The organism is Nocardia pseudobrasiliensis NBRC 108224, from assembly GCF_001613105.1.
Classification (GTDB): domain Bacteria; phylum Actinomycetota; class Actinomycetes; order Mycobacteriales; family Mycobacteriaceae; genus Nocardia; species Nocardia pseudobrasiliensis.
In genome coordinates this window covers 353198-376082 of the sequence record NZ_BDBS01000005.1, presented here as the reverse complement: position 1 = coordinate 376082, position 22885 = coordinate 353198, and the positions used below count along the sequence as shown (strand labels likewise).

The following is a 22885-nucleotide window of genomic DNA, read 5'->3' as shown; positions in this document are numbered from 1 at the left end:
TCATGTTCCGAATCTCGCGGCGACTCTCCCATACCTCCGGTAAGCGTTCCGCTGACACCTGCCGAGTTATAGGTGTAGGTGCTGTGCGGGAAGACGAAGTGGCGATTATCCTACGCGCGAAAATACATGTCAGCCGATGAATCCCCATAACGTCCCGTCTGATGTGGGCGGAAGTCTTGTGGACGCGATTGAATCTAAACTATCGAACGCAGGTCCACTTCACGGCCGCGCGCAGATCGCGGAATCATCGGACCCTAGCCAATCCTGGATATACAACGGACAATTAAAACGCGATATAAATTGCCGATACACTGGTCACGTAATTGATGTGGGCGGCCGAGAAGGCGATCGCCTGCGCAGTGAGTTAACTGAGGTAGTCCAAGGTCTGCTTGCCTGGGCTTCTCAGAGAATAGAAGACGGGCCACTCGCAGAGAACCAGGATGCCGCATGAGCATAGATGACGCCCCAGTCGACTTGCCCGGATCGGGCCTGAAACCAACACCAAGCTTCAATCGGTCTCACGTATCAGGACCATCGGGGCTATCCGATTATGCGGTCTCACCGCTAGGCATGCCGCTCGCGTTGCTACGCGACGAAGTCCGCGTAGCCTTTCTTGGTCGAACATCAACCGAAGACCAGCAAGACCCACGACAATCAATGTTGCGTCAGCTCCGCAACTCGAAGGCTGCAATTCCCGAATCATGGGTTATCGTTGCACATTTTTATGACGTAGAATCCGGCCGGATGGAGCTGGAAGCGCGTGGGCATGGAACCGATTATGAGCGGTTCGATATTCCGATCGCCCGCGACGGCGGTATCGCCGACTTGCTTGACGAAGCACAACGGTCCGACCGACGGTTCGATGTGGTGATCTGCGAGTCCGTGTCCCGCGTCGCACGTCGCACCTTCGAAGGCTTGTCGATCGAACGAGAGCTGGAGCGAGTCGAGGTACCACTCTTCGCATCCAATGAACCGATCACCTTCAGCGGCAGTCGCGCTCAACGGATTCTCCAGCGTCGAATCAATCAGTCTGTTGCTGAGTACGAAGTTCTCAATACTCTGGAGCAGTCCTGGGGCGGACTCTGCACACACGTGCGAGAAGGCTGGAACATCGGGAAACCGCCGTACGGATACAAGGCGAAGTCCTACCGCCACCCCAACCCAACCAAAGCCGCTCGTGGACAGACCAAGACACGACTCGAGCCAGACGATCTCCGCGGGGAGACAGTCACCCAGATCGCGCTGTGGCGCTATCACGAAGGACTGGGCTACGACACCATCGTTGAACGGCTCAACGCCGATCTGGTCAAGTATCCACCCCCGACCCCACCCAACAAGGAACGCGCCCGAGGCGCATGGGGCAAGAGCAGCGTGTACGAGATCCTCTCCAATCCGAAATACACCGGCTTCCAAGTCTTCAACCGGCGAGCATCCCGATCGCGGCACGGCAAGGTCAACAACCCAGTGAAATGGGTGTGGTCGGTCGAACCCGCCCACGAACCGCTGATCCCGAAATGGATGTACGACGAGCTCTGGACTCGCCGCCAAGCCCGGCGCGGATCGCGAAACGGCAACGAAGAGAACACACATCCCAGCACGACACGAAAGTACATGTTCCGGGGAATTCTCTTCTGCGGGTGCACACGCCGGATGGACGGCGGCATCCGCCCGGGTGGCATCTACTACCGGTGTTGGCCGCGCGGTAACAACCGGGGGCGCGCCGACAACTACGCCGACCACCCCAAAACGGTCTACGTCCGAGAAGACGCCATCCTCGACGCAGTGTCCCGATTCTTCGCCGAACGCGTATTCGGCGCGCACCGCAGCCAGATCCTCGCCGCCGACCTCGACAAGTTCGACGACCACGCCGCCCGCCAACGCCGACAAGATCGGGATCGGTACCAGCGCACCGTGGACGACCTTGCACGACGCCAGAACTCGATCCTCAAGCAAGCACAAACCAGCGAGTCAGACGACCCGTTCACTCTGGGCCTCCGCCGTACCTACAACGAATTGGAAGCAGAGAAGAACGATGCCCTGAACACCATCCGTCAGCTGGACGCAGCGGACCAGACTGAAACTTGCCGCCCCGCCGCGTCAGATATCGCGCTACTCGATGCCCTGCCATACCTGGCCCTCAACCTATCGGCCGCACCGGAGGAGCTGCTGCGACGTCTGTTCGCCGTCACCCAACTCACTGTCCAACTCAACGACGACGCGACCCGCGCCGTCATCACCGTCAAACTGCCTGCCGATCAAGTGCCTGAAATCGCCCGCACCGCAGCAACGATCACCGCTACCAGGCCGGACAGATCTACCCAGACCGTCGATGACGTCTGTGTGGATGCTGTCCGTGCCCCCGGTCGGGCTCGAACCGACACTGTGCGGATTTTAAGTCCGCTGCCTCTGCCAATTGGGCTACGGGGGCGTGCCGGGTCAGACTACCGAATTTGTACGGGCGTCTCGGAATTCTCCGGCGGGTTGGTCAATGGACGCCCTCCATCAGTCGGCTGACGCGGGGGGAGAGGAAGTAGACGACGATGCCTACGGCTATGGCTATCAGGCCGGTCAGGCCGAAATAGGTGACCTCGTTGTCGGTGCTGTAGAAGCCTGCCAGGACGCCGGACATCGCGGTGCCTAGGCCGACGGAGAAGAAGTACAGGGCCATCATCTGGGCTCGGAATGCCTGGGGGGCCAGCTGGGTCGTGACGGCCAGGCCGATGGGCGAGAGTAGGAGTTCGGAGACCGCGAAGCCGCCAAGGATGAAGAAGACCAGCAGGGCGGGGACGGTTTTGCCCTCGAAGCCGGACAGCAGCACGAACAGCAGGAAGGCCGCGCCCATACCGATCACGCCGAAGGAGAATTTGCGCGGGGTGCTCGGGGCGCGGTTGCCCAGACGGGTCCACATGATCGCGAACAGGGGGGACAGCGTGATGATCCACACCGGCTCCTCCGAGCCGACCCAGTTCGAGGGGGCGGTCCAGCCGAAAATGGTCCAGTTCATGCGCTCGTCGGAGTACACCGCGAGCACGGTGAAGATCTGCTGGAACAGCGACCAGAACACGGCATTGGCGATGAACAGCGGAATGAACGCCCGCACGCGGGTGCGCTCGATCGGGGTGACCTTCGAATCGGTCAGCATCACGGCGAAGTAGACGATCGAGGCCACCGCGATGACTCCGGTGGCCACCCACTTCAGATTCGACAGCGTGACGAGCCCGGTCACCAGCGCGATCGCCACCACCACGATCACCGCGACCGCGAATCCGACGACCTTGCCGACCTGGCTCCGCGGCAACGGGTTCGGCACCTCGCGGCCGTGTCCGCCCAGATTTCGCCGGAACACCACGTACTGCGCCAGGCCCAGCGCCATGCCGACCGCGGCCGCGCCGAAGCCCCAGTGGAAGCCGATATTGTCCTGCAGCACACCGGTGATCAGCGGGCCGATGAACGCGCCGAGGTTGATGCCCAGATAGAACAGCGTGAAACCGCCGTCCGCGCGCGCGTCACCCTTGTCGTAGAGGGTGCCCAGCAGCGACGAGGCATTCGCCTTGAGCGCACCGGAACCCAGCGCGACCAGGACCAGACCCACGCCCACGCCGAGCAATCCGGGCAGCACCGCCAGCGCGATATGCCCGGCCATCACGACCACTCCGCCGTAGAAGACCGTGCGCTCCATGCCCAGCACCCGGTCGGCGATCCAACCGCCCAGCACGGTGGACAGGTACACCAGGCCGCCGTAGGCGCCGACGATGCCGGTCGCGGTGGACTTCTCGAGCCCCAGACCACCGTCGGCCAGCGAGTAGTAGAGGTAGTAGCCCAGGATGGTGAGCATGCCGTAGTACGAGAACCGTTCCCAGAGCTCGACTCCGAACAGATTCACCAACCCGATCGGATGTCCGAACACGGTTCGTTCGGAGCTTTGCCGCTCGGGGTGAGCCACTTCCGTCATGTGCTCGACCTTTCCATGTAACGCAATTTTCCAGCAACCGGGGTGGCGGTCGCACGAAAGTCGGCGATCCGGGGTTCGGTCGCCGCGGCCAGCAGAGTAGCGGGATATGTGTGTCGAGGAAGTAAATTCCGGTCAGAATGTTGGACGCTTGAGCAATTTGCCCTCAATGTGCACATCTACCGGCATGGCAGCTTGGCACGATGCACGGCTGCCTTACGGGGTTTCAGGCGATCGACAGGGCGATCCCGTCGAGGATGTCGTGCTCGCTGACGATAAGTTCGGCAATGCCCGCGCGCCGGGCCAGCTCGTCGGCCAGGACCTCGGTGATCACCGCGCCACCGCCGATGACGTCGACGCGGCCGGGATGCATCGGGCCCAGCGCGGCGCGCTCGTCGTGGTTCATGGCGACCAGCCGATGGCAGACCGAGCGCACCTCGTCCAGGCTCAGGCGGGTGAGATGTACCTTCTCAGAATCGTATTCGGGCAGGTCCAGGGCGACCGCGGCGATCGTGGTCATGGTTCCCGCCACGCCGACCCAGGTGCGGGCCCGCTCTACGGGCACCACGCCGAAGGCCTGCGCCAGGCGTTGGGAGGCGAAGAAGCGCGCCGAGGCGACCTCCTCGGGAGTGGGCGGATTGCCGTGCAGGCACCGTTCGGTGATCCGGACGCAGCCGATATCGGCGGAGTAGGCGGACTGCACACCGTCGGCGTCGCCGAGTACCACCTCGGTGGATCCGCCGCCCAGATCCACCACGACGAAAGGCCCTTCGGCGCTGGACAATTCGCCGACCGCACCGGCGAACGACAGTCGCGCCTCCTCGTCGCCGGTGATCACCTCGGCCCGCGCGCCGGACGTCACCCGACCCAGCTCGGCGGCGGCCATGGCGAAGAAGTCGTCGCGATTGCGCGCGTCGCGGGTGGCCGAGGTCGCCACCATGCGCACCCGGATGACCTCGTTGTCGCGCATCAGGTCCACGTAGTCGTGCAGCGCCGCGCGGGTGCGCTCGATCGCCTCCGGATTCAGTTCGCCGGTCGCGTCCACGCCCTGGCCGAGTCGCACGATGCGCATCTCGCGATGGACGTCGGTCAGCCGACCGTCCGCGCCGACGTCGGCGATCAACAGTCGAATCGAATTGGTGCCGCAGTCGACCGCGGCGACCCGATCACTCATCCCGTGCCCCTTCGTATCTCGGCCACTCCGCGGGAATCGCGGTGCCGCGCAATCCGTTGTCGGCGGCCAAGGCGACCGCCTCGTCGCCGAGGGGATTCACGCCCGGACCCTTGGCCAGCGCGTGCGCCATCAGCACGTGCAGACATTTCACCCGATCCGGCATGCCGCCGCCGCTGAAATCGGTATCGAGGGACTCGATTTCATCGCGTTCGGCCAGATAGCTCTCATGGGCGGCGCGATAGGCCGCGGCCAATTCCGGATCGCTGCCGAGTCGCTCGGTCATACCGCGCATGAGTCCGGCGGCCTCCTGCCGGCTCGCCTCGGCGGTCAAACGCGGGTCGGTCAGGTAGTACAGCGTGGGGAACGGAGTGCCGTCGGGCAGATGCGGGGCGGTCTTGACCACCGCCGGTTGACCGTCGGGGGTGCGATAGGCGATGGCGAGCACACCGCGCGGCGGGCGGCCCAGCTGCCGGGCGACGATCTCGAGATCCGCTGCGCTCGGCTGGGTGTCGGGCTGGGTCACCGGGGTGCTCCTTCCGGAGGCGGCGCCGGGGTGGTGGGTTCCGGATCCGCCTGATTTGGTTGGGGGTTGGACATAGTGCGCCACAGCTCCGTGTACCAGGGGTCCGGTTTACGGGGCTGGGTGGTCTGGGCGGGAACCGCGGGCTGTTCGATGCCGGGCACCTGCACGATGTAGGGGGTTTCGCCGGGCATGACCAGCCGCAGCCGGTCTCGGGCCTCGGATTTGATGTAGGCCGGATCCTGTTGCTGGGCACGGCGATCACGCAGGCGCGCCAGATCGTTCTCGAGATCGATGCGCTGCTGGGCGAGCTGGGCCGACTCCGCACGCTGACTGAAGTAGGTGCGCATGGGAACCGCCAGGGTCAGCGCCAGCGCGCACAGCACGGCCGCCAGGATCACCGCGCGGCCGGTCGACAGGCCGAAGATCTTGCGATCGTGCTTGGCCGCGGCGCGGGTCGATTTCCCCGCTCCCCCACCGGATTCCGACTTGCCGGTCCGGCGCTGGGCCGCGCGCTTACCGGCGGCCGTGCGCGCCGAGGGCGCGGAGGCCCCCGACGACCGCACGGGCCGAGATCGAGTCGACCGCGACGAGCGGCGGTCTCCGCGTCCGTTGGGACTGGTACCGCGCGCCCGTCGCTCCGTCATCTCACACCTCGAAAGTCGGTCCGGGACAAGCACAACTTGCGACGAACTTACTAGCCCTCGAACGCGAAGCGCGGGAACGCAACGTCTCCGGCGTAGCGAGCCGAGTCGCCGAGGGCGTCCTCGATGCGCAGCAGCTGGTTGTACTTGGCGACGCGCTCGCTGCGGGCGGGGGCGCCGGTCTTGATCTGGCCGCTGCCGACCGCCACCGCCAGATCGGCGATGGTGGTGTCCTCGGTCTCGCCCGAGCGGTGGCTCATCATCGTCTTGTAGCCGTTGCGATGGGCCAGCTCGACCGCGTCGAGGGTTTCGGTCAGGGTGCCGATCTGGTTGACCTTCACCAGCAGCGCGTTGGCCGCGCCCTTGGCGATACCGTCCTCGAGGCGCTCGGGGTTGGTGACGAACAGGTCGTCGCCGACCAGCTGCACCTTGTCGCCGATCTGATCGGTCAGCGCGACCCAGCCGTCCCAGTCGTCCTCCGACAGCGGATCCTCGATGGAGACCAGCGGGTAGGCCGCGAGCAGTTCGCTGTAGAAGTCGGCCATCTGAGCGGCGGTGCGATCGCTGCCCTCGAACTTGTAGCCGGTGCCCGCGGTGTAGAACTCGGTGGCCGCGACGTCGAGGGCCAGGGCGATATCGGTGCCCAGGTTGTAACCGGCCTTACCGATCGCGGCGGCGATCAGATCCAGCGCCTCGCGGGTGCCGCCGGCGAGATCGGGCGCGAAACCGCCCTCGTCGCCGAGGCCGGTGGCCAGACCCTTGGTCTTCAGTTCGGCCTTGAGCGCGTGGTAGACCTCCGCACCCCAGCGCAGCGCCTCCTTGAAGGTGGGCGCGCCGATCGGGGCGATCATGAATTCCTGCACGTCGACACTGGTGTCGGCGTGCGCGCCGCCGTTGAGGATGTTCATCATCGGCACCGGCAGCACGTGGGCGTTCGGGCCGCCCAGGTAGCGGAACAATTCCAGGCCCGAGGACTCCGCGGCCGCGCGGGCCACCGCGAGCGACGCGCCGAGCAGGGCGTTCGCGCCGAGGCGGGACTTGTCGGGGGTGCCGTCCAGATCCAGCAGGACCTGATCGACGGTGCGCTGCTCGACCGCGTCCAGACCGATGATGGCCGGGGCGATCTCGTCGAGGACACCCTCGACGGCCTTCTGCACACCCTTGCCGCCGTAGCGCTCGCCGCCGTCGCGCAGCTCCACGGCCTCGTGCTCACCCGTGGACGCGCCGGACGGTACGGCCGCCCGGGTCAGGGTGCCGTCGTCGAGAGCGATCTCGACCTCGACGGTGGGGTTACCGCGCGAATCCAGGATCTCGCGAGCTCCGACCTGTTCGATGATGGCCACGAAAACGACACTCCTTCGGCTGTGGACTCAGTCTGCTCACCGCCGTCCATGAGCAGGTCGCACGGTGAGCCCGTGCACCCGCGAGCCTAACGTAGGCGGCCGCGCGTCACCTCGGGCAGTTCCCGGCGGACCTCACGCCCGGCGGCCGATGCTGTAGGCCGCGGCGTTGTTGCGGACGTTCAGCATGTACGCGCTGGACTGGTTGTAGGTGAACAGCGCCTTCTGCCAGCCCTCGGGTGTGGTCAGCGTGCCGCCGCTGGCGCACAGGTAGCGGGCGGCGGTCAGCGCGGCGTCGTCGATATTGTCCGGGTCCGCGACGCCGTCGCCGTTGGCGTCGACGCCCCAGCGCTGCCAGGTCTCGGGCAGGAATTGGAACGGGCCCTCGGCGCGGACGTAGACCGGTGTGCCGGTGCGGGCGGTTTCGGCATCGTCGAGAATCCTTGCCACGCCCGGCGATCCGTCCAGCGGAATCCCCCGGATGGGCGGGCGCACCACACCGTCGGCGTCCAGTTCCGAACCGCCGTGGCTGCCGTGTTTGCTCTCCACACTCGCGATACCCGCGAGGGTCGTCCACGCGATTCCGCAGTCCGGCCGCGACCGCGCCATGACCGCCGCGGCATAGCCGTAGGCCTCCAGCGCGACCACCGGAATCCGCAGGGCATCGGCCTGCTCCTCGGCCCAGCCGCGCAACTGCTCGGCGCTGCGCCCCGGCGCGTCGAGATTGATCGGCGGCACCGGCGTACCCGGACCGGGCGGAATCCCCTCGGGAATCGGCGGCAGCCGCTCTCCCATCCCACAACCGGACAGCACAACCGCCGCGACGGCGAGCACGGCACCGGCGCGAGCTATCACGGCACGGGCACCGGACTTCGTCGAACGCATCCCTCCATAATCCAGATCCCGGCTCCCGCCGCAGTGCCCCCAATCCCCTCGCTACCGAACCTCTCCCCGATCACCACAGGATCTCCACAGCCGCGGGACCCGCCCTCGCTTCGCTCGAGCGGGAATGGTGGGCCAGGCCCGGACCATCAAAAGTCGGGCCGAGCCACCCCACGCGACCGGACCGAAACGGTCCGCACGACCGAACCGAGCCACCCCACGCGACCGGACCGAACAGGTCCACACGACCGATAACTCAACCAACATGGCCGGCTGACTCAACCCGCGCGCTTGGTCCGCGCCGACCGGCGGCCAGGCCAACGCAACCAACGAGGTCGAGGCGAGCCGACTAACCCAGCAACGCGAGGGTCGCATCGTGTGCGGGGGCCGCGAGCAGGTCCCGCACCTCGCCCGTCTCCACCACCCGTCCGGATTCCAGTACACACATTCGCCCGCAGTAGCGCGTGACCAGATTCATATCGTGCGTGATGATCAGCAGGGCCACTCGGCGCTCACGGCGTAGTCGGTCCAGCAGCGTCATGATCGCCGTGGCGGTGTCCGAGTCCAGTGCGGAGGTGATTTCGTCGCACACCAGGACCGCCGGATCCATGGCCAGGGATCGGGCCAGGGCCACTCGCTGGCGCTGGCCGCCGGATAGTTCGTGCGGGTATCGCTGTGCCAGTTCGGGTTTCAGGTCGACCGTGTGCAGCAGGGCGGTGACGGCGGCCGGGTCGCGTACGCCACGGTGGCGCAGGAGGGGGCGGGACAGGGTTTCGGCGATCGTGCGGCGCGGGTTCAGGCTGCCGGTGCTGTCCTGCGGCACCAACGCGATTCGACCGGACGATCGCACCGAGCCCGCCGACGGTTTGCGCAGTCCGACCACCGCGCGCGCCAAGGTGGATTTGCCCGCGCCCGAAGGGCCTGTGACGGCCAGGGATTCGCCCGCCGCGAGCCGCAGCTCGATATCCTCGAGCACGGGCCGACGTCCGATCCGCACACTCAATCCCGAAACGGCCAGCGCCCCTGGCTCGCCGGACTCGATACTCGACTCACTGCCCGTAATACCTTGTCCCGCGACCTGTTCCGACACGGCGGACAACCTGCGCCCGACGAAGATCTCCTCATCGGCCAGTTCCCGCAGCGCCGCGTCGTCGTGCCCGGACACCACGATCGTCGTTCCCCGCTCCCCGGCCCGATGCCGCAGCAACCGCACCACCGCCGATCGCAATCGCCCGTGCAGTCCGGCCAGCGGCTCGTCGAGGACCAGCACCGGCGTATGCCGGGCGAGGGCCCGGGCCAGGGCGATACGCCGCTGCTCCCCACCGGACAGCTCCGCCGGACGACGCCGCAGATACGACTGCGGCAGCTCCACCGCTTCCAGCGCCTCCAATGCCCTGTCGGCATCGGCCAATTCGCCGAGCAGCGACCGCACCCGCATGGTCGGATTCAGCGCGACCCCGGGATCCTGGCCGACGAAGGCGATCTGCTGCCGCCGAAACCGCCGCAACACAATGGGTTCCAGCGCCAGCACATCATGTTCGCCGACCCGCACCGATCCGGTCGTGGTCGTTCCGGCGGGCACCTGACCGAGCAGCGCCCGCAGCAGCGTCGACTTACCGCAGCCCGATGGTCCGCGCAGCCCGACGATGCCGCCGGTGGGCACCCGCAGCGAAATCGGCGCCAGCAGCGTCGCCCCGCTCGGCGAGGCGACCGAGAAATCCTCCACCGCAATCACTGTCGCCCACCTCCGGCCAGCAGATTCACACTCACCGCGACCACGCCGATCGCCGCGCTCGGCGCGAGCACCGCCCACGGATTCAGCAGGATGCCGGATGCGTTGTCGCGCACCATGACCGCCCAGTTCGACGCGCCGAGCAGGGTCGGCAGCCGCAGGAACGCCGCCGTCGCGACGATGTACATACCCGCGACGAAACGCAGCCCGAGCTGGGTCAACAGCAGTTCCCGCATATTCGGCAACATCTCGCGGAAGATCACATAGCCCGCCGATTCTCCGCTCAGCCGTGCCGCCTCGATATATCCCGACGCGGCGACTCCGGTGGCCGCGGCCGCGAAAACCCTGGCGCAGTACGGAACTCCGAATACGATCCCGACCACCAACACCCCGACGGTCCCGAACTGCGGCCACGACATGACCACCATCAGCAGCGCCAGCACCACCGGCAGCAGGATGAGCAGATCCGCACATCGCTCGATCACCGCACCCAGCCGCGGCCACAGCGCCACCACCGCGCCGAGCACACTGGACAACCCCGTCACCACCCCGGCGATGAACGCGGCCAACAGGATCAGCCCCCAACCCCCGTGCAGCAGTTGGCTGAACACATCGTGGCCCAGCCGATCGGTCCCCAACCACGCCGCCGAATTCGGCGTCGCGAACGGATTCCCGACTCCGTCGTCCATCCCGTGCGGGGCCAGCCAGGGTCCGAGGCAGGCCGCCAGCACCACGATCACCGCGGGCAGACCGCGCAGCAGCGGCCCTCGGCTCGTCCGGATCATCGCCGCCCCCGAACCGCCCAGGCGCGAATACCGTCCGACACCAACAGCATCAGCATGATCGCCACCCCCGCGACGGCCGCGGTGGCGGCGGTCAGCGCGGTATCGCGATCGCCGATCGATCCGGCCAGCAGCGCACCGAGGCCGGGGTAGTTGAACAGACTCTCCACCACCAGCGCCCCGCCGAACAGCATGCCCACGGTCGTGGCCATCGAGGCCACCACCGTCGGCAGCGCCACCGGCAGAATGTGCCGAATCAGCAACTGCCCCTGCGGCAATCCCTCCAGCGCGGCCTGTTCCACATGCGGCGCGCGCCAGGCGTCGGCCAGCGCGCCCCGCACCACCCGGGTATTCCAGCCGATATGCGGAATCGCCAATGCCAGCACCGGCAGGACCAGCATGTCCGGGCGCGCCGGAAAGCCCGACCGCCCGGCGACGGTCACCGCGGGCAGCCAGCCGATCGCGAAGGAGAACACCATGATCAGCACCGCCGCGACCACGAACTCCGGCAGCGCCACCACCATCGCGGTACTCGGCTGAAGCACCCGCGCGAGCCAGCCGGACGGCCGCGCGGCCCATCGCATACCCAATCCGAGCGAGGCCGCGACCGTGAGCAGCAGGGCCAACCCGCCCAGCAGCAGCGTCTGCGGCGCGGCGGCGGCCAGCAGATCGGCCACCGGACGGCCGCGCACGGTGGAACCGAAATCCCCGGTGAACACCCCACTCAGCCAGGACCAGAAGCGTTGCGGCAGTGGCCGATCCAGGCCCAGCTCGTGGCGTTTGGCGGCGACGAGTTCCGGCGACGCACCCCGATCCAGCGCGGCCCGCGCGGCATCCCCGGGCAGCGCCGAGACCACGGCGAATACCAGCGCCAGCAGCGCCACCAGCAGCAGGAGCCGGCGCAGCAGCAGGGCCAGGAACGTCGTCACGACAACCAGGTCCGCTCCAACTGGACCCGGCCGAAGCCGCCGAGCGTCGGCAGATCCCGGACCCGGGTCGAGGCGATATCGATGCCGTCGGCCATGCCCCACACCAGATATCCGCCGCGATCGTGCTCGATCTGCTGCACGCCCTTGATCGCCCGCCCGTAGTCGCTCGGATTCGCCGCGGCCAGCGCGGCGGCGGTGGCGGCATCGAATTCCGGGTCGGCGAAGGCGGTTTCGTTGCGGTTGCTGCTCGCCGCCATGAGTTTGGCGGCGTAGAACAGCACCGAATCGTTGGTGCCCCAGTTGACCGTGTAGAGCGGCGCGTGCAGCCAGGTGCGGTCGTAGAAGGTGCCCGAATCCTGCACCACCACATCGAGTTTCACGCCGATCTCGCGGGCCTGGGCGGCGAACAGCTTCGCCGATTCCGCCTCGCCCGGCGCCTCCTCCTTGGTGACGAGCTGATAGCTCGCGCCGGTGTCGAATCGGGCCTCGGCCAACAGCGCTCGCGCCCGGTCGACATCGCGGCGGCGCTGGGGAATGTCCTTGGCGTACTGCGGATCCCCGGTGCCGAGCACATCGTTGGCGATCGCGCCGAAACCCGAGAACGCCTGCGCGACCAGCGCATCGCGATCGGCGGCCATCCGCAGCGCGGTGCGCACCCGCGGATCTGCGAACGGGCCGTCGGCGGTGCGCATGGCGATTGCCACGGCGGTGTCGTTGGCCCGGCGGATCACCTGCAGATCGCCGCGTCCGGCCGCGGTGCGCCCGGCGATCGCGCCGACATTGGAGGCCAGGTCGATCTGCCCGCCGAGTACGGCGTTGGACAGCGCGTCGACGCTCTCGAACGGCGTGATCTCGATCGCCTCGAGCCGCGGTTTCGGCCCGTGCCAGGCGTCGTTTCGTACCAGCCGGGCGCTGCCCTGGCGATAGGATTCGAGCCGGAACGGCCCGCTGCCAACGGGTTTGGTGAAATCCGTCGTGCCCTGTTTGACGGTGAAGGTCATCAGCCGCACGAGCAGCGGGATCTGGGTGTTCGGCGTCGCGGCGGTGAGTACGACCCGCCCCGGGCCGTCGGCGGTGATGTCCTGCGCGCGCACCGGAACCTTCGATTCGCCGCCGATCTCGCGCAGTCTGCGCAGCGACCACACCACATCGTCGGCGGTCACCTTGCTGCCGTCGTGGAAGGTCGCGTTCTCGGCGAGGGTGAACACCCAGCGCCGCTGATCCGGATCGGCCGTCCACGAGGCGGCCAGGCGCGGCTGCACGGTCGGGTCCGCGCCCGGTACGGTCAGCGGATCGAAAACCAGTGAGGCGATCATGAAATCGCTGTCATTGCTCAGATTGGCGTGCGGATCCTGTTGCAGCGCCGACACCTTGCCCAATGCGCCCACGCGCAATGTGCCGGTATCCCCCGATCCGCGCCCACAGGCGCCCAGCGCGAGCGCCGCCCCGAGGCCCAGTCCGGCGCCCAGCATCTGCCTGCGGGTCATGATCGTCATCGCGGATTGCCCGTCCTCACGCTTCGACTCAGTCTGTCTTCCGGCACGTCACTCCGTTTTCCCCGGCGCGCTTTTCGCCGGGGAGCCAAGGCTAACCTAATGAGTTTGCGACACCCGGCCCGCGTCCGTCCATGCGGGACGGCGGAACCGCCCGCCGGGTCCGATATCGTGCCTGGCGATCGGCTGATGCATGGCAGCTATTTCCGACACACTCTTAGGTAAGCCTTGCTTAAGCTCGGCAGAGCGGCTACCTTCGCACACCGGAGTCTTCACCACCTGCTTCACCACCGTTGCGAAGAAGGGAATGCCTGGTGAAAAACGTTCTGTGTGAACGTCATACACCCCACGCCGGCGCCACCGAAGAGATCGAACGCAGGACGCTGCCGGCGGCCGCCGCCGAGGCGATCCGCGCCACAGCCGCCGCGATCGCCGCGATGATGGAACGTTTACCGGGATGGTCCACCAGCGATGCCGCAGCGCTCACCGATCCGCGGCTGATCGAACTGATCGATGCCCGCGCCGCGGGCCTGCCCGGCGCCGTACGCCACGCGGTGCGCCCGCCCGCCACCTCGGCCGGAGCCGCCATCGTGTCCGGATTGCCGCTGCACGACGGCGAATTGGGCCCCACGCCCCGCGATTGGCGACAGGCCGCGGCATGGAGCGGCCAGGCCGAATATCGGCACGCCTCCTTCGAGCTGGACCTGTCGATGCTGCTGCTGGCCCGCTGCGCGGGTGAGCCGTTCGGCTGGGAAGGGCAGCAGGACGGCCGACTGGTCAACAACATCGTCCCCTCGCCCGGTCACGAACACGAACAGTCGGGCGCGAGCAGTACGACCCTGCTCAGCCCGCACACCGAGGACGCGTTCCATCCCCAGCGGGCCCACCTGCTCATGCTCGGCTGCCTGCGCAATCCGGATCTGGTCGGCACCACCGTCTCCTCGGTGCGCCAGATCGACCTCGACGATCGGCAGCGACTCCGTCTGCGGGAGCCGCTGCTGCCGATCCTGCCGGATGTCTCCTACGGCACCGAGTTCCACCGCCTGCAGGCCGATCCGGTGGCGACGATCGGGGGCGCGGAGGACGAGCCGACACTGCGCTACGACCCCGCCTACACCCCGCTCGACGACGCCGACGACGAATTCCGCGGCGCCTATTCACATCTCGGCGCCGAACTGGAACGGGTGTGCCGCGTGGCCGTGCTGCATCCGGGTGAGCTGCTGCTGGTGGACAACGACGTGGTGGTGCATGGCCGAGTACCGTTCACCCCACGCTACGACGGGACCGATCGCTGGCTCAAGCGGGTCAACATCCGGCTGCCCCGCCGCCGCACTCCCGCCGAAACGGGCGAAAGTGGTTACGGGCAGCGGACGGTCACGCCGTTCGGATCCGAAATGAACGAGGAAGACCGTGAGTTCCAAGCCCACCCCGTTACGCATTCTGAGCCGCAGCGACCTGGCGGACGTTCCGATCACTCCGGGTGAGGTGGTGCGCGCCGTCGAGGACGCGTATCTCGCTCTCGCAGGCGGTGAATCGGACAATCCGCGCAAGCTCAGCGTCGCCCATCCCGACGGCTGGTCGGTGGCCTACGCCATGCTCGGCCGCGACGGCCGCCGGCGGGTAGTCGCGATGAAGACCTCCTACAAGTTCGACCCGAGCCACGACCGCAGCACCAAGCGGTACTACACCACCATCACGCTCTACGACGATGCCACCGGTATGCCGATCGCGATGATGGACTGCGCCCGCGTCGGCGCCGTACGCACCCCGGCGGCGTCGGCGCTGCTGGTGCGCGAGACCGTGCGCCCCGGCGCACGCAGTGTGCTGCTCATCGGCACCGGAACCCAGGGCCGCCACGCCCTGCCGCATCTGCTCGCCGCCAATCCGCAACTGGATCGGCTCACGGTGTACGGCACGCACGAGGAGGGGTTGAAGGCGGTGCACGATCAGCTGGCCGGCTTCCGCCCGGACCTGGAACTGCGGACCGTGGCCGATCCGCGCGCCGCCGCCGGCGAGGCCGATGTGGTGCTCGCGACCGCCGGTCCGGGCACCGCGGTCGCACTCGAATCCGCCGATCTGGCACCGGGTTCGGTCGCGGTGCTGGTCGGCTACGGCTTGGCGCCCTCGACGCTGCACGACGCCGACCGCGTGATCGCCACCAGCGCCGAGCAGATGACCCTCACCGGCACCGATATGGCCGGACCCGACGGCGATCTGCGCGGCGTCGACGCCGAACTGCCCCAGATCCTCGCCCGCCGCGCGGTGGGCCGCCGCACCGCACAGGACCGCGTCTTCGTCTACAACAGCGGTCTGGTGCTCACCGATATCGCAGTCGCCCACGCGCTGGCCGAACGGGCCATCGAGGAGGGCCGAGGTACGGAGGTTCGCCTATGGGATTGAGCGCCGTCACGGCCGCGCCCATGCCCGCGCATCGCGACGCGTGGGAGCAGCGGCTGCTCGATGATCCGAACCTGTTGGCGGATATGGCCTTCGCGGTCGGCGGGCCGTTCCATGTGATGTACCCCGAGCGCGTGCGGCGCAATATCGCCGAGTTCCGCGCGGTATTCGAGCGGGCCGGGATCGAGGGCGCGATCTTCTACGGCAAGAAGGCCAACAAGGCCGCCTGTGTGGTGCGCGCCTGCGCCGAGGCGGGTGCGGGCGTGGACGTCGCGAGCACCGGCGAGCTGACCGCGGCGCTCGCGCACGGCATCCGCGGCGACGAACTCATGGTGACCGGGCCCGCGAAATCCGATGAGCTGCTCTGGTTGTCGGCCCGCCACGGCGCGCTGATCGCGATCGACGAACTCTCCGAGCTGCACCGGCTGGCCGCCCTCGACCTGCCCGCGCGGGTGCTGCTGCGGGTGCTGCCGCCCGGTTCGTCCAGCCGCTTCGGGTTGACCGACGACGAACTCACCGCCGCCCTGACCGACACGACACTCGGATCGGTGCGGCTGGAGGGCTTCAGTTTCCATTTGTCCGGTTACGATCCCATGGCCCGGGCCGAGCTGGCGGCGGCGTTGGTGGAACGCTGCCGCGCCGCCCGGGCACTCGGACATCCGGTGCTCACCATCTCCATCGGCGGCGGTTTCGCCGTCGACTACGTCCCGGCGGAGAACTGGCGGACCTTCACCGCCGAGGCCGGACCCCAGTGGTTCCACGCCGACAAGCGGTTCGACGACTACTACCCCTATCACTGCGCGAACCCCGGCCCGGCCATGCTGGCCGAGGTCCTGGCGCACGATGATCTGGCAACGCTGCTGCGCGACAACGGGATCCAGCTGGCCATCGAACCCGGCCGCGCCCTGCTCGACCGCGCGGGCAGTACCGTCTTCCGGGTACAGGGCGTGAAAACCCGGACCGCACAAGGCCATCCGTACCAGCTTCTGACCGTCGACGGCACCAGCCTGAGCCTGTCGGAACAGTGGTTCGCCAGCGAATACCTACCCGACCCGGTACCGTGGCCGCCGCGCCCCGGCGAACAGGTTGGCGCGTCGGTCGGCGCGGCCACCTGCCTCGAATCCGATCTGCTCAGCTGGCGGCGCATCCCGCTGCCGCGCCCCGCCGAGATCGGCGATCTGCTCGTCTACCCGAATACCGCCGGCTACCAGATGGATTCCAACGAGTCCGCGTTCCACGAATTACCCATACCGCCCAAGTTGGTGCTACACGACGCATCCGGCGAGCGGTTCCGCTGGTCCTTCGACGCCGGGTGACCGGCACCCCCTCCAACCCAGCCCACCCGAGGAGATACGCATGCCGCTCGTCACGCGCGTGACGGACCTGATCGGTAATACCCCGCTGTTCGAACTCGCCAGCACCGCGACGGGTACGCGGCTGCTGCTCAAGCTCGAACAGTTCAACCCGACCGGCGCCGCCAAGATCAGGATGGCGCGGGAAATGGTGCTCGATGCCGAGCGGCGTGGTTTGCTGAACGATGGCGGTCACATTATCGAGTCCACGTCCGGCAATACCGGACTCGGCCTGGCGGTGGTAGCCGCCGAACGTGGGTATCGCTTTACCGCGGTGGTCGACCACCACGCCTGTAGGGACAAACTGCGTGCGATGAAAGCCATGGGAGCCGAACTCGTCTACGTCGCCGACGACGGTGACGACAGCCTGGCCACCTCGGCGCGAGAGGATCTCGCCGAGGCGATGGCCGACGCCCGGCCCGACGCCTACTTCACCGAACAGCACAACAACGACGCCAACGCTTTGGGCTACTACGCCGTCGCCGAGGAGTTGCTGGCGGATCTCGGCAGCGTCGATATTCTGCTGTCCGCGGTCGGCACGGGCGGTTCGCTGTTCGGCACCGCCCGACGCCTGCGTGAACTCGGCTGCGTGCCGCGGGTGATCGGGGTGGAGCCGGTCGGCTCGATCGCCTTCGGCGGCGAGGGCGGACCGTACTGGCAGTCCGGCACCGGAACACCGCCGGGCGCGACGGTCGGTACGGCCGTGGACTATTCGCTGCTCGACGAGGGTCTGAAGGTCACCGATGCGGCCGCCTTCGCCGCCGCCCGAGCGGTCGCCCGTTTCCACGGCCTGATGCTCGGCGGTTCGGCGGGCGGTTCGGTGCACGCCGCGCTCACCCGCCTCGAGCAGTTCCCGCCCGGCTCCACGATCGTGTCGATCGTGTGTGACGGCGGGGAGAAGTATTTGGATACCGTCTTCGACGACGACTGGATGGCCGAGCGCGAACTGCTCGACGAATCCGCCGAACGCGAGGTGCTGGAATTGCTGGATCGTTACGCCCCGACCCGACGCGACCTGGTGGGGGTGTCGTGAGCATCGTCGGTACCGATGCGAAACAACTAGCGACGCTGGCGACGCCCATCGCGATGACACAGCTGGCTCAGGTCGCGGTGTCGACGACGAATATCGCGCTGATGGGGTCGCTGGGCATCAGTCAGGTCGCCGCGGGCGGGCTGGCGCTGACGCTGTTCAACCAGATCCGCACCATGTGCGTCGGACTGATCACCGCGACCGGCAATCAGGTCGCGACCGTGGTCAGTCGCGCGGAGAAGCGGAACACGAATCCGGACAACGAGATCCGTGAGGTGGTGCGCTCGAGCTTCCTCATCGCCACCGTCGCGGGTCTGCTCGGCGGCCTGGTCCTGATCGGATTGGGCTGGACGCTGCAGTGGCTCGGTCAGGACGCGAGCGTGCTGTCCGAGGCGCGGCCGATGATGGTGGCGCTGGCGCCGGGTCTGCTGCCGTGTCTGTGGTTCCAGGCACTGCGGCAGTACACCGTGGGCATGCAGCGACCGCAGGCACTGCTGCTGGTCACCCTCGGTTCGGTGGCCCTGAATCTGGTTGTCGCGCTGGCCCTGATGCACGGCTGGGCCGGACTGCCCGCGCTGGGGCTGACCGGTATCGGCATCGCGACCTCGCTGGTCTTCCTCGCCACGTTCGCGGTGCTGTGGGCGATGGTGCGCCGCGATCCGGAACTCGGTGCGACGCTGCCGCTGCGCATGTGGCCGGTGCGAATGCGCACGGTCGTGGCCGAATTGCGGCAGGGCACGCCGATCGCGCTGACCTATGGCTCCGAGGCCGGGATGTTCTCCGTGCTCGCGCTGGTGATGGGCACGATCGGCCCGGCCGCGCTGGCCGCGCACAATATCGTCTACCAGCTGGTCTACATCGTGTTCCAGATCGCGGTCGGGCTGTCGCACGGCGGATCGATCCTGGTCAGCAAGGCCGTGGCCCGCGACGAATTCGATCGCGCGCACGGGTTGGCCTGGCTCGCGCTGCGGCATGCCGCGGTGGTGGCGGCGCTGGTGGGGGTGGCCTATGTCGCGGTGCCGGATCTGGTGCTGCGGCCGTTCCTGCACAGCGAGGACGGGGATACGATCCGGCTCGCGCACGGCCTGCTGCTGATCGCGATCGTGCTGCAGTTCTTCGACGCCGCCCAGAACATCGGCAACGGGCTGCTGCGCGGGGTCAAGGAGACCCAGGCCGGATTCCGGCTGTCGCTGATCGGCTACTGGGTTGTGGGATTGCCCACAGCGCTGCTGCTGGCATTCCCGCTCGGACTCGGCGCGGCCGGGGTGTGGTGGGGTCTGGCGGCCGGACTCGCGGCGACTGCCGGGCTGATGCTGCGCCGGTACTTCACCGCGCTCACCCAGCGCCAGCAGGCCGAGCGACGAGTGCTGGCCGATAGCTTGCCGGGGGCGAGCTGACACGGAATTCTCACCGTCACGTAAGCATGTCGTCACCGTGCACGGGGAACTTGGACTATAGGGCTTCGCTAAGCTGACGCTGGAGCCTGAAGCCAATGGCGAGCAACCTTGCCGGGAGGAGTCCGGTGCACATCAGCAGAGTCGCGGAGTATCCGCGACCGGACCACGTTCTGTTCCACTTCAGCGACACCCATCTGATCGCGGGCGACGAACTCTACGGCGCGGTGGACGCCGAGCAGCGGCTGCGGCAGCTGCTCGCCCGGGCCGAGGCGAGCCGGATCACGCCGACCGCGATCGTATTCACCGGCGATCTCACCGATCACGGCGAGCCGGACGCCTACGCCAAACTGCGCGCCCTGGTCGAACCGTTCGCGCGGCGTCTGGGCGCTCCCGTGGTGTGGGTGACCGGTAATCACGACAGCCGGGCCGCGCTGCGCGAACATCTGCTCGACGAGGACGGCTCGGCCGAACCGTTCGACCGGGTGCACATGTTCGACGGGCTGCGCGTCGTGGTGCTCGACACGACCGTGCCCGGACATCACTACGGCGAGATCTCCGAGGCCCAATTGGCTTGGCTGCGTTCGGTGCTGGCCGAACCCGCGCCGTTCGGCACTATTCTGGCCATGCACCACCCGCCGGTGCCGTGCATCCAGGACCTCGCGGTGACCGTCGAGTTACGCGATCAGCGCCGCCTCGCCGATGTCCTGGACGGCACCGATGTACGCAGCATCCTCGCCGGACACCTGCACTTCTCCACGACCGCGACCTTCGCCGGAATTCCGGTGTCGGTGGCCTCCTCCGCCTGCTACAGCCAGGATCTCGCGGTCGCCGAGGGCGGCCAGCGCGGCCGCGACGGCGCCCAGAGCTTCAACTACGTGCACGTATATCCGGACACCGTCGTGCATTCGGTAGTGCCGATCGATCGCGGGCCGACGGTCGGTCAGCCCGCGACTCCCGAACAGGCGGCCGAGCGACTCGAGAAGGAGGGCATCGTCATCCTTCCCGCGGGACGCATACCGGTCGGACTCGAGCGCCGCGCTTCGGCTCCCGAGTCCGACGACGAAGCGGTCTGCTGAGCGGCCGAAATCAGGTTCGTATCGCCCGTTTTGGCGGCTTAGTCCGTTTTGGTTACGGTGTTCGGTTGGAGATCCGCGCTTGGCGGATCTTTCCGCTGACACTGTGAGGGAACGTTGTACAAGCTCTTTTCCGCCACTCTGCTGACCACGGCCGCGGTCGGTTCGCTGATCCTCATTCCCGCCGCCATCGCGCAGGCGCAGTCACCGGTGTGCGATACCGCGATCGCCTGGATCAACGCGGCCGTCGACATGTCTCCCGACGGCAACCTCGATGCGGCCACTCTGCAGACGCTGTCCGCGCGGTTGTCGGGGCTGCCCGCCGTCGGCGCGGAGAAGGCGGCCATCGACGCGTACGCCCAGGCGCTGCTCGATGACAACGCCGATATGGACGCTGCCACCGACGCGTTCAACGCCGTCTGCGCGAGCTGACCGAACCTAGGCCGCGCCCGGTTCCAGGGCCGCCAGCGGATCCCCGTCGGCGACCTTCTCCCACGGCGCGGCCTCTGGGAAATAGCTCTGCAGGAATTCCGAGACCGTCCGAATTCGTTCGGCCTCCGCCACTTCCGGGAAACTGCCGTCGTTGAGGCAGAAGAAGTCCACATCGCGGCGCTGGATCAGCTCGTCGAGCAGGGCCAGGCCGCGGTGGCTCGTGGTGTCGACATAGCGCATCCGCGCCGATTCCTGCGGTACCGCCAGCCCGCGCAGTAGCGCGTAGTAGTGGTACAGCGAATTGGTGACCGAGATATCGGTCGCCGCGCGGAAGCGGCTGGCCCGGGTGCGGGCGAAATCCTCGGCGAATTCGCGTTCCATCTCCAGTAGTACGCTGCGGCGCAACGGAACCGGCGTGTGCTCCAGATGCCGCGTGATGACATGTCCGAACCGCCCGGCCAGCAACCGCCGATTCACCCGCGCGGCGTTCTCGAATCCGCTGCGACGCTCGGTATTGGCCCCCGGACCGATCCGCGTACCCGCCTCGATGAACCGACTGATGCCCGCGGGCGTGAAGAACATCGACGGCCGTACCGGCCGGGCGAAGAACATGTCGTCGTTGGAGTACAGGAAATGCTCGGACAGGCCCTCGATGTGCTGCAGCTGGCATTCCACCGCATGCGAATTGAATACCGGCAGCGCGCTGATATCCGAGAAATGGTCCACCGCACGCACAATTGTGACCCGGGGGTCCTCGGCCAGCCACTCGGGCACCTTCGAATCGGTGGCGATGAAGATGCGCCGGATCCACGGCGCGTTCTTGTACACCGAGCGCAGCGCGTACTTCAGCTCGTCGATCTGACGGATCCGCGCATCGGCGTCGTCGCCCTCGCCGACCACCACCTGCGCGAGCATTCCCGCACGGCGAGCGCGGAATTCGGGATCGGCGCCGTCGACCCAGGAGAACACCAGGTCGATATCGAAGCCGACATCGGTGGGGTGCGGGGCGAACATGCCGTCGAGGGTGGGCCAGCTGGTGTCGAACATCAGCACGGTGGTCTGTTCGACATCGGCCGCGTCGAATACGTTGCGGGTCAGGGCGTTCGGGCGCGGGCATTCGACCGTATCGCCGTGGTGATCCCACAGCTCGAGCTCCACGTGATGGGCCGGATCGAGGTCTCGACCGAGCCGAAACACGTTGTGGCGCACCTCGTTACAGCGGAACCCGGCGACCACGGCCGCGCCGAGCACCCGGCGCAGCGCCGGGCGATGGGCCGAATCCACCGCCAGGACCAGCCGATGATCGGAATCACGCACCAGCAGGAAGGGGGCATCCGCGGCCGTCAATTCCGCTCGCAGATACCGCAGATCGTCGACGACCGCGGTCGAAACCGCCAGATTCGCCACCATCGCATCGAACTCCATCATCACCACTCCTGCCTCGCTACGGACCCGACGACCCCACCCACGGGCCAACGGATCGAAACCACCGAAAAGAAAAACAACGCACGCGGGATCAACGGGCAGGCACCTCACCTACCGAAGACACACCCACACGCCCGAGACACGCACCCACGTGCCCGAAGCCACACCCAGGTGCCCTTCGCCGAAGGCGAAGGGCACACATCAACGATTCAGCGCGCCGGACGAAGCCGCGCGGGGAGACTGTTCGGGAAAGCTGCCCACAGCCGATGCCGATAAGACCGGAATCCCATTGCTCTCACCTCACTCGCGGCCGGACGCGCGAACGCGCCGTACT

The 22885-nt window shown here is 67.5% G+C and carries 18 protein-coding genes, 1 tRNA gene and 1 pseudogene; 8 read left to right on the top strand and 12 right to left on the bottom strand.

From position 1 onward, the window contains the following. Positions 1–447: 447 nt before the first annotated feature. Positions 448–1488: pseudogene (locus NP4_RS43325) on the top strand (recombinase family protein); the annotation flags it as partial. 866 nt (positions 1489–2354) lie between these two features. Here NP4_RS43325 and NP4_RS08630 read toward each other — a convergent pair. The 11 genes from NP4_RS08630 to NP4_RS08580 all read right to left on the bottom strand — a co-directional run bounded on the left by NP4_RS08630 (position 2355) and on the right by NP4_RS08580 (position 13448). Next, a tRNA-Leu gene (locus tag NP4_RS08630) sits at positions 2355–2428 on the bottom strand. A 57-nt stretch (positions 2429–2485) separates the two neighbouring features. After that, positions 2486–3952, bottom strand: coding sequence for a peptide MFS transporter (locus tag NP4_RS08625; protein WP_067994530.1), 1467 nt, complete (start codon positions 3950–3952; stop codon positions 2486–2488). Positions 3953–4175: 223 nt separating this feature from the next. Next, positions 4176–5123, bottom strand: a complete 948-nt coding sequence (locus tag NP4_RS08620) for a Ppx/GppA phosphatase family protein (RefSeq protein ID WP_067994528.1) — start codon at positions 5121–5123, stop codon at positions 4176–4178. Then, positions 5116–5646 carry a DUF501 domain-containing protein gene (locus NP4_RS08615; protein ID WP_067994525.1) on the bottom strand — a complete coding sequence of 177 codons (531 nt, stop codon included), beginning with the start codon at positions 5644–5646 and terminating at the stop codon, positions 5116–5118. The genes NP4_RS08620 and NP4_RS08615 overlap by 8 nt, the downstream gene beginning before the upstream one ends. Continuing rightward, the gene (locus NP4_RS08610; protein WP_067994522.1) at positions 5643–6209 is read right to left on the bottom strand and encodes an FtsB family cell division protein; all 567 of its coding nucleotides are present in this window, start codon (positions 6207–6209) and stop codon (positions 5643–5645) included. Before NP4_RS08610 ends, NP4_RS08615 begins: the two co-directional genes overlap by 4 nt. A 131-nt stretch (positions 6210–6340) precedes the next feature. Next, positions 6341–7630: a phosphopyruvate hydratase gene (eno, locus tag NP4_RS08605; protein ID WP_067994520.1), complete on the bottom strand. Its 1290-nt coding sequence runs from the start codon at positions 7628–7630 to the stop codon at positions 6341–6343. Positions 7631–7762: 132 nt separating this feature from the next. Next, complete coding sequence (locus NP4_RS08600) at positions 7763–8512, bottom strand: lytic transglycosylase domain-containing protein (protein ID WP_067994518.1); 750 nt, start codon at positions 8510–8512, stop codon at positions 7763–7765. 346 nt (positions 8513–8858) lie between these two features. Continuing rightward, positions 8859–10244 (bottom strand): ABC transporter ATP-binding protein, encoded by a 1386-nt coding sequence (locus NP4_RS08595; RefSeq protein ID WP_067994515.1) that lies wholly within the window; start codon positions 10242–10244, stop codon positions 8859–8861. Then, positions 10241–11026 carry an ABC transporter permease gene (locus tag NP4_RS08590; RefSeq protein ID WP_067994512.1) on the bottom strand — a complete coding sequence of 262 codons (786 nt, stop codon included), beginning with the start codon at positions 11024–11026 and terminating at the stop codon, positions 10241–10243. The genes NP4_RS08595 and NP4_RS08590 overlap by 4 nt, the downstream gene beginning before the upstream one ends. Then, positions 11023–11952 carry an ABC transporter permease gene (locus tag NP4_RS08585; protein ID WP_067994510.1) on the bottom strand — a complete coding sequence of 310 codons (930 nt, stop codon included), beginning with the start codon at positions 11950–11952 and terminating at the stop codon, positions 11023–11025. Before NP4_RS08585 ends, NP4_RS08590 begins: the two co-directional genes overlap by 4 nt. Beyond that, the gene (locus tag NP4_RS08580; protein ID WP_067994506.1) at positions 11949–13448 is read right to left on the bottom strand and encodes an ABC transporter substrate-binding protein; all 1500 of its coding nucleotides are present in this window, start codon (positions 13446–13448) and stop codon (positions 11949–11951) included. The genes NP4_RS08585 and NP4_RS08580 overlap by 4 nt, the downstream gene beginning before the upstream one ends. 311 nt (positions 13449–13759) lie before the next feature. Between NP4_RS08580 and NP4_RS08575 the strand changes: the two genes are divergently transcribed. The 7 genes from NP4_RS08575 (at position 13760) to NP4_RS08545 (ending at position 21126) form a co-directional block, all read left to right on the top strand. After that, on the top strand, positions 13760–14929 hold the full coding sequence (locus NP4_RS08575; protein ID WP_067994503.1) for a TauD/TfdA family dioxygenase: 1170 nt from the start codon (positions 13760–13762) through the stop codon (positions 14927–14929). Continuing rightward, positions 14883–15845: an ornithine cyclodeaminase gene (locus NP4_RS08570; RefSeq protein ID WP_067994885.1), complete on the top strand. Its 963-nt coding sequence runs from the start codon at positions 14883–14885 to the stop codon at positions 15843–15845. The genes NP4_RS08575 and NP4_RS08570 overlap by 47 nt, the downstream gene beginning before the upstream one ends. Next, positions 15836–17158, top strand: a complete 1323-nt coding sequence (locus NP4_RS08565; protein WP_067994501.1) for a type III PLP-dependent enzyme domain-containing protein — start codon at positions 15836–15838, stop codon at positions 17156–17158. The genes NP4_RS08570 and NP4_RS08565 overlap by 10 nt, the downstream gene beginning before the upstream one ends. 40 nt (positions 17159–17198) lie before the next feature. Then, positions 17199–18227 carry a PLP-dependent cysteine synthase family protein gene (locus NP4_RS08560; protein WP_067994498.1) on the top strand — a complete coding sequence of 343 codons (1029 nt, stop codon included), beginning with the start codon at positions 17199–17201 and terminating at the stop codon, positions 18225–18227. Between the two features lie 53 nt (positions 18228–18280). Beyond that, positions 18281–19621 (top strand): MATE family efflux transporter, encoded by a 1341-nt coding sequence (locus tag NP4_RS08555; protein WP_082875695.1) that lies wholly within the window; start codon positions 18281–18283, stop codon positions 19619–19621. A 125-nt stretch (positions 19622–19746) separates the two neighbouring features. Continuing rightward, positions 19747–20697 carry a phosphodiesterase gene (locus NP4_RS08550; protein WP_169813692.1) on the top strand — a complete coding sequence of 317 codons (951 nt, stop codon included), beginning with the start codon at positions 19747–19749 and terminating at the stop codon, positions 20695–20697. A 114-nt stretch (positions 20698–20811) separates the two neighbouring features. After that, a complete protein-coding gene (locus NP4_RS08545) occupies positions 20812–21126 on the top strand; it encodes a hypothetical protein (RefSeq protein ID WP_067994492.1) in 315 nt (104 codons plus the stop codon). A 6-nt stretch (positions 21127–21132) separates the two neighbouring features. Here NP4_RS08545 and NP4_RS08540 read toward each other — a convergent pair whose 3' ends face one another. Continuing rightward, positions 21133–22554, bottom strand: a complete 1422-nt coding sequence (locus NP4_RS08540) for a stealth family protein (protein WP_082875694.1) — start codon at positions 22552–22554, stop codon at positions 21133–21135. Positions 22555–22885 lie beyond the last annotated feature (331 nt).

What these genes read in the sequence shown, in the direction of transcription:
- NP4_RS08625 (WP_067994530.1), bottom strand. Translation starts at nt 3,952, where the DNA reads ATGACGGAAGTGGCTCACCCCGAGCGGCAAAGCTCCGAACGAACCGTG.
- NP4_RS08620 (WP_067994528.1), bottom strand. Translation starts at nt 5,123, where the DNA reads ATGAGTGATCGGGTCGCCGCGGTCGACTGCGGCACCAATTCGATTCGA.
- NP4_RS08600 (WP_067994518.1), bottom strand. Translation starts at nt 8,512, where the DNA reads ATGCGTTCGACGAAGTCCGGTGCCCGTGCCGTGATAGCTCGCGCCGGT.
- NP4_RS08590 (WP_067994512.1), bottom strand. Translation starts at nt 11,026, where the DNA reads ATGATCCGGACGAGCCGAGGGCCGCTGCTGCGCGGTCTGCCCGCGGTG.
- NP4_RS08580 (WP_067994506.1), bottom strand. Translation starts at nt 13,448, where the DNA reads ATGACGATCATGACCCGCAGGCAGATGCTGGGCGCCGGACTGGGCCTC.
- NP4_RS08565 (WP_067994501.1), top strand. Translation starts at nt 15,836, where the DNA reads ATGGGATTGAGCGCCGTCACGGCCGCGCCCATGCCCGCGCATCGCGAC.
- NP4_RS08560 (WP_067994498.1), top strand. Translation starts at nt 17,199, where the DNA reads ATGCCGCTCGTCACGCGCGTGACGGACCTGATCGGTAATACCCCGCTG.
- NP4_RS08555 (WP_082875695.1), top strand. Translation starts at nt 18,281, where the DNA reads ATGACACAGCTGGCTCAGGTCGCGGTGTCGACGACGAATATCGCGCTG.
- NP4_RS08540 (WP_082875694.1), bottom strand. Translation starts at nt 22,554, where the DNA reads ATGATGGAGTTCGATGCGATGGTGGCGAATCTGGCGGTTTCGACCGCG.